Annotated in this window: 13 protein-coding genes; 5 read left to right on the forward strand and 8 right to left on the reverse strand. The window is 56.9% G+C overall.

The window, feature by feature from the left end; all coding sequences use genetic code 11:
* Positions 1-193: 193 nt before the first annotated feature.
* The 4 genes from ACZ5D1_RS14395 (at position 194) to ACZ5D1_RS14410 (ending at position 5,110) form a co-directional block, all read left to right on the forward strand.
* Positions 194-1,831, forward strand: coding sequence for a BCCT family transporter (locus tag ACZ5D1_RS14395; protein WP_011369034.1), 1,638 nt, complete (start codon positions 194-196; stop codon positions 1,829-1,831).
* 36 nt (positions 1,832-1,867) lie between these two features.
* On the forward strand, positions 1,868-2,773 hold the full coding sequence (locus ACZ5D1_RS14400; protein ID WP_011369035.1) for a glycine betaine ABC transporter substrate-binding protein: 906 nt from the start codon (positions 1,868-1,870) through the stop codon (positions 2,771-2,773).
* Positions 2,774-2,791: 18 nt separating this feature from the next.
* Complete coding sequence (locus tag ACZ5D1_RS14405; RefSeq protein ID WP_011369036.1) at positions 2,792-3,466, forward strand: S1 family peptidase; 675 nt, start codon at positions 2,792-2,794, stop codon at positions 3,464-3,466.
* A gap of 213 nt (positions 3,467-3,679) precedes the next feature.
* The gene (locus tag ACZ5D1_RS14410) at positions 3,680-5,110 is read left to right on the forward strand and encodes a sensor domain-containing diguanylate cyclase (protein WP_011369037.1); all 1,431 of its coding nucleotides are present in this window, start codon (positions 3,680-3,682) and stop codon (positions 5,108-5,110) included.
* Positions 5,111-5,446: 336 nt separating this feature from the next.
* Here ACZ5D1_RS14410 and ACZ5D1_RS14415 read toward each other — a convergent pair whose 3' ends face one another.
* The gene (locus ACZ5D1_RS14415) at positions 5,447-6,286 is read right to left on the reverse strand and encodes an ABC transporter substrate-binding protein (protein WP_027182286.1); all 840 of its coding nucleotides are present in this window, start codon (positions 6,284-6,286) and stop codon (positions 5,447-5,449) included.
* A gap of 290 nt (positions 6,287-6,576) precedes the next feature.
* On the opposite strand from ACZ5D1_RS14415, the gene ACZ5D1_RS14420 reads away from it, so the two are divergent.
* Positions 6,577-7,761, forward strand: a complete 1,185-nt coding sequence (locus tag ACZ5D1_RS14420; RefSeq protein WP_464555237.1) for a substrate-binding domain-containing protein — start codon at positions 6,577-6,579, stop codon at positions 7,759-7,761.
* Positions 7,762-8,073: 312 nt separating this feature from the next.
* On the opposite strand, the gene ACZ5D1_RS14425 is transcribed toward ACZ5D1_RS14420, so the two are convergent.
* From ACZ5D1_RS14425 to ACZ5D1_RS14455, 7 genes are all read right to left on the reverse strand, one after another.
* Positions 8,074-8,517, reverse strand: coding sequence for a DsrE family protein (locus ACZ5D1_RS14425; RefSeq protein WP_011369040.1), 444 nt, complete (start codon positions 8,515-8,517; stop codon positions 8,074-8,076).
* A gap of 107 nt (positions 8,518-8,624) precedes the next feature.
* Positions 8,625-9,068, reverse strand: a complete 444-nt coding sequence (locus ACZ5D1_RS14430; protein WP_464555239.1) for a hypothetical protein — start codon at positions 9,066-9,068, stop codon at positions 8,625-8,627.
* A gap of 244 nt (positions 9,069-9,312) precedes the next feature.
* On the reverse strand, positions 9,313-10,842 hold the full coding sequence (locus tag ACZ5D1_RS14435) for an ArnT family glycosyltransferase (RefSeq protein ID WP_464555241.1): 1,530 nt from the start codon (positions 10,840-10,842) through the stop codon (positions 9,313-9,315).
* Between the two features lie 19 nt (positions 10,843-10,861).
* A complete protein-coding gene (locus ACZ5D1_RS14440) occupies positions 10,862-12,049 on the reverse strand; it encodes a glycosyltransferase family 4 protein (protein WP_027182283.1) in 1,188 nt (395 codons plus the stop codon).
* A 2-nt stretch (positions 12,050-12,051) separates the two neighbouring features.
* A complete protein-coding gene (asnB, locus tag ACZ5D1_RS14445; protein WP_464555243.1) occupies positions 12,052-13,941 on the reverse strand; it encodes an asparagine synthase (glutamine-hydrolyzing) in 1,890 nt (629 codons plus the stop codon).
* Positions 13,942-13,946: 5 nt separating this feature from the next.
* Positions 13,947-14,678 carry a class I SAM-dependent methyltransferase gene (locus ACZ5D1_RS14450; RefSeq protein ID WP_011369045.1) on the reverse strand — a complete coding sequence of 244 codons (732 nt, stop codon included), beginning with the start codon at positions 14,676-14,678 and terminating at the stop codon, positions 13,947-13,949.
* A gap of 17 nt (positions 14,679-14,695) precedes the next feature.
* Positions 14,696-15,652: a lysylphosphatidylglycerol synthase transmembrane domain-containing protein gene (locus ACZ5D1_RS14455; protein ID WP_027182280.1), complete on the reverse strand. Its 957-nt coding sequence runs from the start codon at positions 15,650-15,652 to the stop codon at positions 14,696-14,698.
* Between the last annotated feature and the right edge of the window lie 167 nt (positions 15,653-15,819).

Raw genomic sequence — 15,819 nt, forward strand, 5'->3', positions numbered from 1 at the left:
TTGACGGCAGGCCTGCTTTGACGTATTATTTTTGGCCTAAAAACCACCAAAAACATTTCGGGGGATAGTCGTTTTCGCAACCGCAACTGCGTGACGGGATACGTACCGGCTTATTCCGGTTTACGCCGGGCAGGATGCGCTCCGTGCTGAACGGAGCGTGCCGGACGGCCGCCCCCTACACAAGGATGAGACTGTGAACGAACAAAGCAACAAAAACTCCACTCCTGAAGCAGATACGAAACCGAGTTGGTTTCATCTGGAAGTACATCCGTGGGTCTTTTTCGGCTCCGCGGGGCTTATCTTCCTCTTCGTCGGCATCACCTTAGTTTTCCAGCATTTTCTTGGCGACGTATTCCAGACGATGCAGTCCTACATGTCCACCTACACGGGCTGGTTCTTCATCGCCACGATGAACATTGTACTGCTGTTTGTTCTGCTGCTTACTGTCAGCCGCTACGGAGACATCCGACTGGGCGGTCCCGATGCCGAGCCAGAATTTTCCACCATGGCGTGGTTTGCCATGCTGTTTTCCGCCGGCATGGGCATCGGCCTGCTGTTTTACGGAGTGGCAGAACCCATGTTCCACTATGTTGCCAATCCGCTGACAGAACCGGGAACAACGGAAGCCGCCCGCAAAGCCATGGACATCACGTTTCTGCACTGGGGCCTGCATCCGTGGGCTGTGTATAGCGTTGTCGCCCTGTCGCTGGCCTTTTTTTCATTCAACAAAGGTCTGCCCCTTTCCATCCGGACCGCATTCTACCCCGTGCTGGGCGAGCGGATTTACGGCCCTGTGGGCAACGCCATCGATATCATGGCCACGGTGGCAACCCTGTTCGGGGTGGCCACGTCGCTGGGTCTGGGAGTCAAGCAGGTCAATGCGGGACTGGACCATCTGTGGGGTATCGGACAGTCCACGGGCATTCAGGTCATTCTTATTGCGGCCATCACCGCTGTTGCCACATGGAGTGTCGTCGCGGGTCTTGACAAAGGAATCCGCCGGCTGAGTGAGATCAACATCGTTCTTGCCGGCATGCTGGCGCTGTTTGTGCTTTTTCTCGGTCCCACGCTTTTCATCCTTAACGCCACACTGGAAAACATAGGCTATTACATTCAGTTTCTGCCGCAGCTTTCCACATGGAACGAGACATATGAACATACCGAGTGGCAGCACGGCTGGACCATTTTTTACTGGGCCTGGTGGATCGCCTGGTCACCTTTTGTAGGCATGTTCATCGCCCGGGTATCTTTCGGGCGCACCATCCGCGAATTCATCATGGGAGTCATGCTGGTACCCACGTTCATCACGTTTCTGTGGATCACCATCTTCGGCAACACAGCACTGAACATCGAAATGTTCGGGGCAGGCGGCATTGCCACCGCCGTGCAGGAAAACCTGCCGGTATCCCTTTTCGTCATGCTGGAAAACTTCCCGCTCAGCTCTGTCACCTGCTTTCTGGGCATCGTGGTGGTCATAACCTTCTTTGTGACCTCTTCCGACTCCGGCTCCATGGTCATTGACATCATAACTTCGGGCGGAGACCCCAACCCGCCTGTTCTTTCACGCCTTTTCTGGGCGTTGCTCGAAGGCGTTGTGGCCGCGGTGCTGCTGATGGGCGGCGGACTGGTGGCGCTGCAGACAGCCACCATCACCACGGGGCTGCCTTTTGCGGTCATCCTGCTCGGCATGTGCTATTCACTGCACAAAGGGCTCAAAGAATACTCCGGCCCGCAGGAATTTACGCTGGGTATTCCCAAGCAGCAGGTACGCTTCCGGGTGAAGCGCAAACCTGTACTGGACAGAACCTTCGGGAGGCGCAAGTTCTGGTAGCAGCCCTGTTTCCTCAGCCTGACAAGGAGAACCATCATGCGCAGAGTTATCGTTTTTGTCGCAGCGGTGCTTATTCTGGCAGCCGGCCCTGTCCGCGCGGCTGAAAAACCCGTGACCATAGCATATGCGCAATGGTCGTCCTCCATAGCCAGTGCCAATCTGATGAAGGCGCTCATTCAGGAAAAACTGGGGATTCCCTGCACGCTGGTGGCTGCCGGCGCCGGAGAAATGTGGCGCATGGTGGCCGCCGGCGAGGCGGACGCCATGCTTTCCGCATGGCTGCCGCACACACACTCCGCCTACCGCGCCAGATACGCCGGTATGCTGGACGACCTGGGCCCCAATCTGGAAGGCACCCGCACGGGACTGGTGGTGCCGCGGGTAACGGCAGGCAGGTTTACAGCCGGTACGGGGCTGCGCAACAGGCCGTATGTGACCACCGCATCCATACCCGCACTGCGTAAAGATGCCCAGCGTTACCGTCACCGCATCATCGGCATAGAACCCGATGCCGGTGTAATGGAAAAGGCGGAACGGGCTCTTGATGTCTACGGGCTTAGGGACAGCTTCAGGCTGGAGTCCGGCAGCGAAGTGGCCATGATGGCGGAGCTTTCGCACGCCGTACGGCATCAGGAGTGGGTCGTATTTACCGGCTGGCTGCCGCACTGGGCGTTCGCACGCTGGAATCTGGAGTTTCTGGAAGACCCTGAAGGCGTTTTTTCTGAAAGCGGCAGCATACATACCATGACCCGCAAGGGTCTGGCCGAAGAGAATCAGGCGGTATTCCGCCTGCTGGACGCATTTTACTGGTCTCCCGAAGACATGGGCCAGCTGATGCTGTGGATTCAGGACGACAAAGGGCTTTTCCCCTACGAAAAAGCGCTCCGCTGGATTCGCACGCATCCCGAAAAGGTTACCCGCTGGCTGGCCGAACAACCGTAACCACGGAGAATATCATATATGCTTCAAGATGTTCATATGCGCTATCGTAACGGCTGCATGAAGCTTTTTAAAACCGACAGCAGAAACCAACTTGTTTTTCTTGCTTCCGCTTTTGTCATTCACCCGCAGGGCTATCTGCTTACCGTGGCGCATGCCATCAGCCCCGACGATACGCTCATGGTTGTACCCGCCCCTGCCGAGGCGGGGTTTCATCCGGTAAGCAGCGAGGCGCTGGCCGCCATTCCCGTGCGGCTTGCCCGGATGGACAAAGAACGGGACATGGCCCTGCTGGCCTTCACCGACCCTGTGGAAATAACCATGCCCGACCATGTCATCGGCGTTCCCGAAAATGTTTCGGAAGGCAACGGCGTTGCCAGTCTGGGTTTTGCTTTCGGCTTTCAGTGCATTTACACGCAGGTGCTGCAGCAGGCTGTCATCTGCGCCAAAATGCGGTCAACAAACGAAACAAACATGTTTCTGTTTGACAGCAGAGTACACGGCGGATCAAAAGGCGGCCCGCTGGTGGGGCTGGACGACCTGCGCGTCATAGGCATTGTCAGCGGCAGGTTTGACCCGCTGGAAGCAACTCCCGTTGTGGACGGCACAGAACCCATGCCGACAAGCTTTTCATATGCGGTATCCATCGAATACGCGGTTCCGCTGCTGGAAAAAGAAGGGCTGGAACCCATCTGATAACATTCCCCGAGCCCGCCCGGACAGGCGGGCTTGGTATTTTATCTGCCTGCACAAAGCGTTGACCCGCAGCACCTGTGCAACTAAGATATTTTCGTGCGGCACATTTTCCCGCTGCCGCGGGCAGGCCCCTGTCAGGCGCTGTTTCCGGCGCAGGCACACGCATCATCATCCTCTGCACCCCTACGGCGGCTCCGCGTCGCGGAACAGACAATGCAGCTCAAAACACGTCTCATCTCCGCACTGGCGGCCATTCTCATTACCGTTTTTCTGGCGACAAGCATCATCAACTATGTTGTCACCCGCAATGCAGTGCGTGACGATCTGCTCCGCTCCGCCCTGCCGCTGACCGGCAAAAACATTTATTCCGAAATTCACAGTGCGCTCATGCGTCCCCTTCTGGTGTCTTCGGCCATGGCCAACGACACCTTTTTGCGCGACTGGGTGACCGGAGGCGAACAGAATGAGGACGCAGTGCGCCGGTATCTTTCCAGAATCAAAAAGGAATATGGCTTTTTAAGCACCTTTTTCGTTTCGGCGGTAACCGACCGCTATTACACACCGGACGGCATTCTGAAAAAAATCGGTCCCCGCGACCCGCATGATGTGTGGTTCTACGCATTCACACGGTACAAAGAGCCATACGACCTTGATATCGACGTCAATCAGGCTGCCGGCAACACCATGACCGTGTTTGTAAACTTCCGCCTTGAAGACGACCGCGGCAGGCTGCTGGGCGTTACCGGGGCAGGCATAGCGCTGGATAAGGCTCTGGAGCTGCTGGATGAAGCACAGCGCACGTATCTGCGTCAGGCCTTCCTCATCGATCAGGACGGGTTGATACAGATACATCCCGACACGTCACTGGTGGAAAAAGCCTACATAACCGAAATGGACGGGCTGCGTGACATTGCGCCGGACATACTGGCAGGTCAGGGCGATGCAGTCAGCCTGCAGTACGACGCCGGCGGCAGACATTATCTGCTTACGTCGCGCTATATCCCTGAATTCAAATGGCATCTGCTGGTGGTGCAGGATGAAATGACAGCCCTGCGCACGGCCAGAGGCAACTTCATGCGCACGCTGGCCATGGGTTTTGTCTCCACACTTGTCATACTGGCCCTGTGCGTGCTGGCGGTTAACAAATATCAGGCACGCATAGAGCATCTTGCCAGAACAGACCCGCTGACAGGAGCAGCCAACCGCCGCGAGCTGGAGGAACGCTTTGACCTGGCCGCATACAGGGCATCGCGCGACGGAATCCCCTTCTCCATACTGATCATCGATCTGGACGGTTTCAAGGAAGTAAACGACAGGCTGGGGCATCTTGCCGGTGACGAAGTACTGGCATCCATGGCCCGCGTCATACGCGGCAGGCTGCGCCCCACCGATCTTCTGGCCCGCTGGGGCGGAGACGAATTCATCATCCTGCTGGACGGAAATGAAGAAAGCGCCCGGGCGCTGGCACGGCGCATATCCGCCGCAGTATGCGCCGCTCCCGACATTCCTGTGGGGTTCAGTTCCGGTGTGGCGGCCTACCGCGACAGCGACGACCTGACCTCCCTGACCCGAAGGGCCGACAACGCCATGTATCAGGCAAAAGCACGGGGCGGCGACTGCGTCATGGCAGCGGAAGATTTGTAAACAGGGCTGACATGTGCCGCCCGTCACGGGCAGAGGATGCAGGCGGACACAACCAGATGCCGTCCATCCCGGTCTGCCGGCAGAGACCGCCGGCCGCAGGTTCTGCCCCTGCACGGCACCGCGCATGCGTTCCCGCTGCCCGCAGCCCGTTATGCGGCCGGTAACAATCCGCCAGCCCATGTACGCGCAACAAAAACGCCGGACGCTCTGAAGCGTCCGGCGATGCACCCTGTGTTACCGCCGCCTGCGATATCCGTTCTTCCGCCAGCATCCGTGCAATGACGCCTGCTCCGTACAGAACTGCCGGCGCCGTCACCGCCGCGGCGGCATTATCTGTTAATGGTCATACTGCGCAGCGTATTCCGCGTCATTGTACATGCCTTCGCCGTACAGATCTTTTCCGTAGTCACGTACCATCTGCTGCCCTTTGTCACTGCCCAGCATCTTGATAAAGCTGTCTGCCAGTGCGGCATTGTGCCCCTTTGTTCCCAGCAGGGCGTGATAGGTATTCACCAGAAAGATATCGCCCCTGAACAGCACCTTGAGATTATGGACCTCTTTTTTGGTGGCCACCCATGTGGACGAATCGGTCATGAAATACCCTTTTTCGGCATCGGCTCTGAGCAGCGTGGCCTGCATGAAGTCACCTGTTACGGTGTACCATGCCCCCTGCGGGGCGACTCCTGCCTGCTTCCAGATGGCCAGTTCTTTTTTATGGGTTCCGGAATTGTCACCACGCGAAAAGAAAAGCGCCTGTGCCGAAGCAATGCGTGCATAGGCATCTGCCGCTGAAGCAGCCGAAGCGATATCTGCAGGGTCATTTTCCGGCCCCACAATATAAAATTCATTGGAGCCTATGAGCGTACGTTCACCGGCCCAGCCCTCCTGCACGGCTTTTTTCTCTGCTGCGGGCGCGTGCACCATCACCAGATCAACGTCGCCTTCATGAAGCAACTTGAGTGACTTGCCGGAACCGGCCTTCACCCAGCACAGCGTAGTGTCATGCTCCGCATTGAACGCACCTGCCAGTTCTTCCAGCAGGCCCAGCTCTCCCGGGCTTCCCGTCGCCAGCTTCAGCGTGGTGGATCCGTCGCCGTAAACAGCTGTACAGTCCGCGGCAAGGGCAATCACGGGCAGGCACAACACCAGCGCCAAGGTCACAGCAAGTTTCTTCATGTCATCCTCCATCGGTTTTTTCCTTGGAGAAAGCAGAAAAAAAACGTCCGGTCAATATACATGCTTAAAAAAACTTAAAGATACTGAAAATAACAACACTATGTACACGATGTCTATAATGGCCCCTGCCGCACAGTCTTTCTACAATACGGTCTGTACCCCATTTCACTCGGCAAAAACCCCACGCAACAAGATATAATATCCTGTAATTAAACATATTTTACAAACAATTCCGGTCAGACTTCACGGCGGCCGGCCCACTGCAGACAACGCAGCACCGGAGATGGCTCATGCGTTTCACCAGCACTTTTTTTCTACACGCAACGGCGTTTTTTCCGATGCTTTTTTTGGCTGTACTGTCCGTTGCCCCCACGGTTCAGGCGGCGCAGCTTTCTGCAGAAGAATATTATACCGTCGAAGAATATCAGAAAAAACACCCCGCTCAACTGCGCACCATGATGCGCTTTCAGACACTGGTGCGCGGTGGTGCCACCCCTGTTACGCGCAATCTGCCACACATACGCATTGCCTTCATTCATCCGGGAGTTCAGGCTTCCGACTACTGGCAACGCAGCGCCGCTTCTTTCAAAGCACGCATGGACGAGCTGGGGCTGCGCTATGAACTGCTTGAATTCCGTTCTCGCCCCACACTGGATGTACGCCTGCAGGAACAGCAACTGCGCGAAGCACTGCAGGCCGACCCGGACTATCTTGTCTTCACCCTTGATGTGGGGCGGCACAAAAAAATGATAGAGCAGGTACTTGAACGCGGCAGACCCAAGATAATACTGCAGAACATCACGACTCCGCTACGCAGCTGGGAAGGCAGGCAGCCACTGCTGTATGCAGGTTTCGACCACATCAGCGGCACACGGCTGCTGGCAGACCACTTCATGCTGAACCGCCCGCAGGGCGGCACCTATGCCATGCTGTACTTTTCGCAGGGCTATGTCAGCACCATGCGCGGTGACACCTTTAAAGCATTCGTTCACCCCCACTGGAAGCTTGCCGGTACCTATTACACCGACGGCATACGCGCAAAGGCAAGGCAGGCGACACTGGACATACTTTCTTCGCAGGATGTCGACCTGATATATGCCTGCGCCACAGACACGGCGCTGGGAGCGGCAGAAGCCATGGAGCAGACGGGCATGCAGGGTAAGGTACTACTTAACGGCTGGGGAGGAGGCAGTGCGGAGCTGCAAGCCCTGCTGACGGGAAAACTGGATGTGACCGTGATGCGGATGAACGACGATAACGGTGTGGCCATGGCGGAAGCCATACGACTGGACCTTGAAGGCCGTCCGCATGAAATACCTGTCATTTTTTCCGGCGAATTCGTCCTTGTCCGCAAAGACATCGGACACGACACCCTTGAGTACCTGAAAAAAAGAGCCTTCCGCTACTCTGGGTGGGATGATCCCGGCACCGGTCACCTTACTGAAAGCAATACGGCCGCCGTGCCTTCACAGTAGGCCTGCGCGGTCCGCCTGCAGACAGCGTTGCAGGCGTGACAGCCGAAGGCTGCCGCCGGTGAATCTGGTGCGCTTTTACCGGCACGTACCCATGCGCGCAGCCACTGCACGGCACTGTGTCACGCCTGAGGCTGTGCGCACCAGCGGGGACTTCCCTTCGGCAGCAATCAGGCTGCCGCAACGGTTGTACAGTACTCCTGCGGCCTCCCCCGCATAAAAAAAGGCAGGCGCACGAGGTGCCGCCTGCCTGATACCTGACATGTTTTAACGTATAATCCGGCACACGGGGCCTGCCCATACCGGAGGATACGGCTAGTAAGAAAGCGCCAGTGTGCGGGGACCGGATACGGCCTTGACTCCGCCGCCTTTCACCGCGCTGACTCCCTGTATCAGATCTGCGGATGTCATGCCGCCCACATGCTGCATGCACATGGGGCACGCCATGACCACACCGCCGGCGTCCATAAACTCTCTGAGCATCTGCGCCACGGTTTTTCCATTGCCGTACACAGGCGAATCCTTGCCCGCATTAACCAGATTCACACCATATACATTGAAAAACAAAATCCCTTCCACCTGTTTTTCCTGCATGATGCCTCTGGTAAAGGCAATGGCCATGGCTGCGCGGTTTACGTCATCCGTAGTCACACTTGTCACGACGCGCTGTATGTCCCCGTCATCCGCTCCTGCAGGAGCAATACCGGCCAGAAACACACATAACAGCACCAAAATGGCAACACAACAGCGGTTCTTCATGGTTTTCTCCTCTGTTCCGGTGAAATTATCGGCTATTCCGGTATACTACCCGGCCTTTCACCTGCCGCCATGATTATCCGCGCGCCGCTTCTTCCGCATGCCTGCGGTCAGCGGTTTTCCAGACCGTTGGCCTCACGTTCCTTGCGGATGGCATCCTTATTGTCGGCAATATATTGCTTCAGACTGTCCAGACCAGACAAGACAGCTGCATACACCGCCTGATTTTTATCTTTATCAAGGAAGTTGTCAGGATGTCCGTCATGCCATTGCACGGCACTGTCGATGGTGGCCATCCATGCATCGGTGTCGCCGCCGATATACCCGTTCAGGGGCGTTCCCACCGTATACATCAGCGACGAGAACAGGGCCGGATCACCGGAAGGGTCCAACGAAGGATTGGCCTGCAGATACGCTCTGTAGCGGATCTGACCCACATAAAACCATTTCACTCCTTCCTGCTTATTTCCTTCCGAAAACAGCTTGGCGGCAAGCGTGAAATAATTTGCAGGGTGTCCGTTGATGAGAGCATTTTCAACTTGTGCCCCGTTCATCTCTGCAAGTTCTGCAGGCGTTATTATCATTCCGGAGTCATGCCTGTTTTTCGCAGCAGTGCAGCCAAGGGCCAAAAGGCAGAGCATGATAAAAGCGATCCGTTTCATATAATGTCCTGTAAGAAAGAGAAAAAAAGCCCCCGGTTGATGGCCGGGGGAAGCATGTACACGGTACCGGACAGATGAGGTATCCGGAAATGCCCCGTTACCGGCGGCGGCAGACAGCCGTCACCGGCAGTTATGGTCAGTAATGATCAAGAAGTATGGGATTTTCGCGGGTTGTACCTTCTTCCACACGAAAATAACGCTGCCCGTTGACAACAATATGCGGAGTCTCTTCAGAATACGGAGGTGGAACCCGCTTCAGGTCGCTGTAAAACGCCACATACTTCCATTGCAGCTTTTCTGTTCTTTCCGGCCACTTATGTACCGGAATAAATACATCGCGCCCTTCGCCGCGTGCTTGCTGTACTGTGTCGTACGCATCCGCAGCGGCTATGATGCTGTTGGGAACCGGAAAGTATTTTACGGCTTCAACCGCCAGAGGGGCAAAAAAAGCCAGAAGCAGCACGACCCTGAGCGGCCGGACATAACTATCCTTAAACCACTTGCAATATCTGGCAATCAGAGGGAAACGCGTATGCAGCAGAAAGCTGATTACCATCATCTGGCCGAGTGTGTAAAAAATAGTGTGGTAGCGGAACAGTACCCGCTCGGGACGCACAAAGGGGAAAACCGACACTATGGCGTAGGCACTGGCAAAAAAACCCGACAGATATATGGCAACAGCCGGATAATACATTTTTTTGCGGGTCCGCAACGCATACACGCAAAGAATGAATGCCGCGTAATACGTAATACTCTGGGTTTTGCCCGGATGACGCGTATACACAAAAAAATTGCCGATGTATTGCAAGAGCGATTTTGATGAGGGCCGCCAGTCCCTGTATATTCCGATAAGCGGATCATACCATCTGGCATCCTGTGCCGCAAAAATATCCTTGTCCCATACAGACGGATTATGCCCTGCCAGAATGCCGGCAAAGCGTCCGCCGGAAATTGACGTAAAGCTGCTTATCAGAACTGTTTCAATGCAGAAAAGCAGAACAAGGACTCCGAGAAAAGTACCTACATGCGGCACAGCGTCCCTGAAGCTGTTTCCCTTTGAGCGCACATGGTACACCAGCAGAATGCATATGGCCGGCACATAATAGATTGCTGTAACCTTTGCGCCGTAGGAAACAAAAAACATCACGCTGCACGCCAGCAGGTCAGAATAGTGTTCCCGTTCCATCCACCGCAGCAGGAACCACAACGCCCCCAGCATAAAAAATGTAGCGGTGCTCATGGGCAGAAACTGCGTACCCCAGTGCAGTGTTGTCTGCGCAGCGGTAAAGGCCAGCGCCGTCAGAATGCCCGCAGCCTGACCGCCCAGTCTGCGCCCCAGCACAAAACACCACACGGCATTGCCTGCCGCGATAAGTACAGGACACAAAAAATACGAACTGGGATGCGAATCAAAAAGCCATTGCACGCCCAGAACCGGAAGATTGCTGGCCCAGCGCAGCATATGGGCCGGATTTTCATAAAACTGCGGCGGAATGGCGCCCAGAGCAAGCATCTGCCTGTGCACCTGCCACTTGAAAAGTGCGTCGCCCCCGTGGTCGATGGGCTGCACCAGAATGCAGTGATACAGCACAGCGCCCAGAGCAATCAGCAGGCCCGTAAAAAAAACCTGCCGCCCGTCGGCATGGCGAGGAAGAAAAGCAGCCATCGTTGTCTCCATGAGTTCCCTAAGATGCCTGACAACCGGCAATACTGCCGGTGAGCAGGTCTTCCAGCTCGCCGACCCGGACCTGCCAGCTGTTTTTCAAAGCTGTCCGGCGTGCAAGGCGCTGCTGCTCCTCCACCAGTGAGCGGTTGCAGGCCAGTCCGGCAAGGGTCGCCCCGAGAACGGCAGGACCGCAGTCCACGGGCAGCAGTATGATACCGCCGTCTTCAGCGGGCGCCTGCCGGGGCACTCCGTCAATGGCGGCGTCCGCGGCGGTATCCGCGGCCACAAGACACAGCCCGCTGCTCAGCGCCTCCATCAGGACATTGGAAACACCTTCAGCCTGCGACAGATGCACCAGCACATCATGTGCGCCGTACAGGTCTGCAATGGCATTGCGCGGTACATGGCCGGTAAACGTCACACCGACAACAGGGTCCAGAGAAGAAACGATCCTGCGGATATCCTGCTCCAGAGGCCCGGAACCGGCAAAACTGACCTGCAGGGGCACGCCACGCGCCGCCACCTCATGCAGCGCCTGCGCCAGCACCAGACACTGCTTTCTGGCAATCATCTGCCCCACAAAAAGCACCCGTAACGGGCCGCCCATGCTGCCGTGCTCCGCACCCTGCGGAGCAAAACGCAGGGTGTCTACTCCGTTGGGTATAACCCGCACCCGGGACCCCGTATGCAGATACGGTGCGGCCATGTCTGCCAGCCGCCGCCCGTTGGGCACCACAGCAGCAGCATGCCGTGTGGCCCGACGGAAAAGATACGGCAGCAGCGGACCGAACACGCCGAGGCGTTTTGCGGAAAATCCGGGAACATCAGAGCCGCGCAGCGAAACGACCAGAGGTATATTCAGCTTTGCAGCCAGCGGGGCTGCCAGAAAACCGGCAGGGAAAGCAAAGAAAGCCACCAGAACTTCCGGTTCATGCCGTCTTAAATGCGGCATGGACTTGAGCCGTAACGCGGCGCAGGAACGTATCAGCTCCGCCTTGGAAGGAGCCAGAAGGCTTTTTCTGCCGGCAGCCAGACGCACAACCTGCACGCCGTCCTCTGTGTCGACGGTGTCATGAGCTCCGGTGCCTACGGTTACCACCTGCACCGCATGACCGCGGGCGGCAAGCCCCGAGGCATACTCGTGCAGGGCCGTGGACCCGCCGCCGCTCACAGGGGGATATTCGTGTGATATGAAGCTGATCTGCATGGCTAAAGTTCCACCCTGTACATATCCATCCAGCGCACAAGGGTGTACAAAGCCAGAAGCGGCTTGGCTGCGTCCACCTGACCGGCGCTGTGGCTTTGTGCCAGCGCCTGCACCCCCCGTACCGATATAATATTCTGCAGCGGGCTTTGCGCCAGCTGCCGGCACAGTGCCTCACCCAGCCCGTCACGGAACCACCGGCCCACCGGCGATTCAAACCCCATTTTAGGCTGGCGTGCAATGTCTTCGGGCAGGTGCTTTGCGGCAAGCGCACGCAGGGCGGTTTTCTTTTTCCACCCCGCAATCTTTGCGGCCGGCGGCAATGAAAAGGCGTACTGCACAAAATCCCTGGCAAGAAACGGTACACGTACTTCCAGCGAAGCCGCCATGCTGGTTCTGTCCACCAGAGTCAGATAGTCGTCCGGCAGCATGGTCTGCATATCTGTCCACGTGGCCTTGTACAGCAGGCTGCCCTGAGGCGCACCGGCAAAAGCATCCTGTACAAAAGTCGCCGGCACAACACCGGGAGCAATGGCTGCAAGCTGGGTATCGGTAAACAGTCTGATGCTGCCGGCATGTTTTTGCGCGGGGGCAAGTGCACAGCCTGCCAGATAGCGTCTGGCACGGTGCACCAGAGAGTTCTTTCCGCCCCCTACCGGCAGCATGTCCGCCACACGCCGCAGCAGCGGCGCCGCACAGTGCAGGGCGCGCAGGGCTGCCGGAGGATGCACGGCGTAGTACCTGTCATACCCGCCGAAAAGCTCATCGGCACCTGAACCGTTCAGGGCGACTTTGACGTGCCGGGCAACCCACTGGCACAGCAAAAAATTGGCCGGTATGCTGGTATTGGCAAATGGCTCCTGAAACCGCCGTATCCAGTCATCCAGTGTCGCCTGTGCCGGACTTGCAAGCGTAGTGCTGGAAAGAGGCACACCCAGATGCGCGGCACTCAGGGCGGCCAGACGGCTTTCATCAAATGAACCGCCCGCGCACAGGCCTTTTTTACGGCCTGTCTCGTCAAAGGCTACGGTATAGCCGCCCGTGAAATGTTCTCCGCCCTGCCCTGCGGCGGCCCATGTCAGCAGCCCGCTGTCTATGCCGCCGCTCAGAAAAACCCCCAGCGGCACATCGCTGACCATCTGGCTGTCAACCGCACGGGTCAGTCTTTCAGCCAGTTCGCCCGCATCACTGCTGCCTTCGCGGCCCTGCAGCTGCCAGTAACGCTCCGTGCGCAACATGTCGCCGCGCGGCGAATACTCAAGCGTGTGGCCTGCTGCGAGCTTTTTGATATCCTTGATAAACGTATCCGGTGCGGGCACATACTTAAAGCTCAGAAACGCTGCCAGCGCGTCGTGGTCAAGCCTGCGGCGGACCTGCGGCAGTTCCAGAAGCGGAGCAGGTTCGGAACAGAAAGCAAACACCCCGCCCAAATGGATGTAATACAGCGGCTTGATACCCAGGTGATCACGCGCCAGGAACACTGTACCGGCATGTCTGTCATGCACGGCAAAGGCGAACATGCCGTCAAGCCGGTCAAGAACCCCCCTGCCCCACGCCATATACCCCTTGAGCAGTACTTCGCTGTCACTGTTCGTGGCGAATGAGTATCCCGCCTCCGCCAGTTCGCTGCGCAGTTCTCTGAAGTTGTATATTTCGCCGTTGAACACCAGCGCATAGCGGCCGTCTCCGGACAACATGGGCTGATGCCCGCCAGCAAGGTCGATGATGGAAAGCCGCCGCATGCCTATGGCCACATTATGCGCACAGGTAATGCCCGCATCATCGGGACCGCGATGGACAATACCGGCCAGCAGCGCCTCAAGACGTCCGGCACATTCCTTTTCTGTGGTGTCAGCAACGCCACAGGCGCCGCAATATCCTGCTATTCCGCACATGGCCGTTACGCTTTACTGCCGCGGCACAGCATGAACAGCTTGTTGCCCGAAGAAAAAAGGTCATTGCCGAAAAAGAGAAGATACAACGCATGGCAGAGCAGTTTTTTGCGCATGCTGTATCTGCCGACCATCATCCCGTAACCGGCCTTGTTTCTGACCCGTGCGTACCACGGGTAGCTGAAGGGGAATCCCCATTCTTCCAGGTGGAGCACCTCAAGCCCTGCGCGGCGTGCAAGCCCCCGCAGAGAGTCTTTGGTGTAATGCCGCAGATGCCCGACAGCCCGCGATGACTCATCCAGCTCTCCACCGGGCACGGTGATGATAACATGCTCGGCCCATGTGCCCAGGTTGTGCAGCGCACGGGCATCATCTTCAATATGCTCAAGCACTTCTGAACACACGCCCACAGAGACACGCCCGGCAAACGGTGGCTCCGGGTCTGTCAGGTCTTTAAGCACGATCTCTGCCTGAGGCAGCCGCTGCCGGCAGCGTCTGACGGATTCTGATGCAAAGTCGCACCCGAAAAGCCGTGCAGCAGGGTATTTGGCGTGCACCATGGACAACAGACTGCCCTCGCCGGAACCGAAGTCGGCGAACGTGTCGGGAGCGGGACATCTGGCAAGAAGCTGCATTATCTTGCGACGGGTATGCCGCCCGATAGGCGAGTACTGCTTCACATCAAGCCATTCCTCGGCCCAGTATGTGGAATAACGGTCTGAATCAAATTCGTTCGACATAATAACCCTTCGGTTTGCTAAGAAGGTGCAGATCCACGGCTGTGCAGGGCATTACCCCCCCAGAAAAGGCCCGCCAAAAGCTGCATGGCAAGAGTGCAGCCAAAGATGCACAGGCATGTGGCCACTATCTGTTCATTTGATATAGTGCCGCCCCATATGGCCACGGCCAGAAATTCCGTCAGCCCCCGCCCTTGTATGGTTACCGGCACCATAGCCGCAAACATGAGTACCGGCACTCCTGTAAGCAGCTTGTCCGGCGGCAGAACGATATTCATGGCCTGCGCCGCAAGTCCGTATATCAGCACTGTGACGGCAAGAAAAATAATATAGATAAGCGAAGTAAGCACAAGTCGCACAGGGTCGCTCAAAAGAGCGCGGGTACTGTGCACCACGGCATCCAGCACAGGAAAGCGGGCACAGAAACGCAGTACGCCGGGCAGCATCAGCAGCTTACCGGCAACGTACCGGCAGCAAAGCACAACTGCCAGCGCTGCCGCCGCAAGCCACCATGCGTTAAACGAAAAAACAGCTTCGGCGAGTATAAACAGGGCGGCATAACACAAAAGAGCCAGCCCCTGCAGCCGGAAGGCCAGAAAAGGCACTACCAGACGTGAACTTTCAAGCCCCATGCGCCGGAGATAGACAAAGCGTGCAATATCTCCGCCCAGCTTTCCCGGCACGTAAATATCGTGAAAGGTCGATCGCCAGAAGTGATACAGATAAGGAAAAAAAGTGACCCGGCAGCGGACAGACCCGTCGCCGGGATTTTCTTTGGGCAGAAGCAGAAACAGTCTGCATCCCTGCAGCAGATAGCAGATGTTGATCAGCACAAAAACGGCCAGCATCAGTGCCGGATCAATGGTTTTAAACAATGCAGCCAGCGGCTGCCAGTCAGTACCGGCAAAAACCCAGGCCAGCAACCCGGCTGTCACGGCAATCTGAAGCAGCACCAGCCATTTTTTGCGATCACTCATACCGCTTCCGGACAGATGTTTGACCATATACTCTCTGAATGCGCAGCCGGAGGCTGCGGTGCGCATGCGCCATCATAAAACATACGGAGCAGCACACGCGCAGTGGCCTTCTTTAGAGGATAAAAGACGTGAAAGCAACCAGCCCTCTGCCCGCAGACGGCATACCG

Source organism: Oleidesulfovibrio vietnamensis (assembly GCF_055388115.1).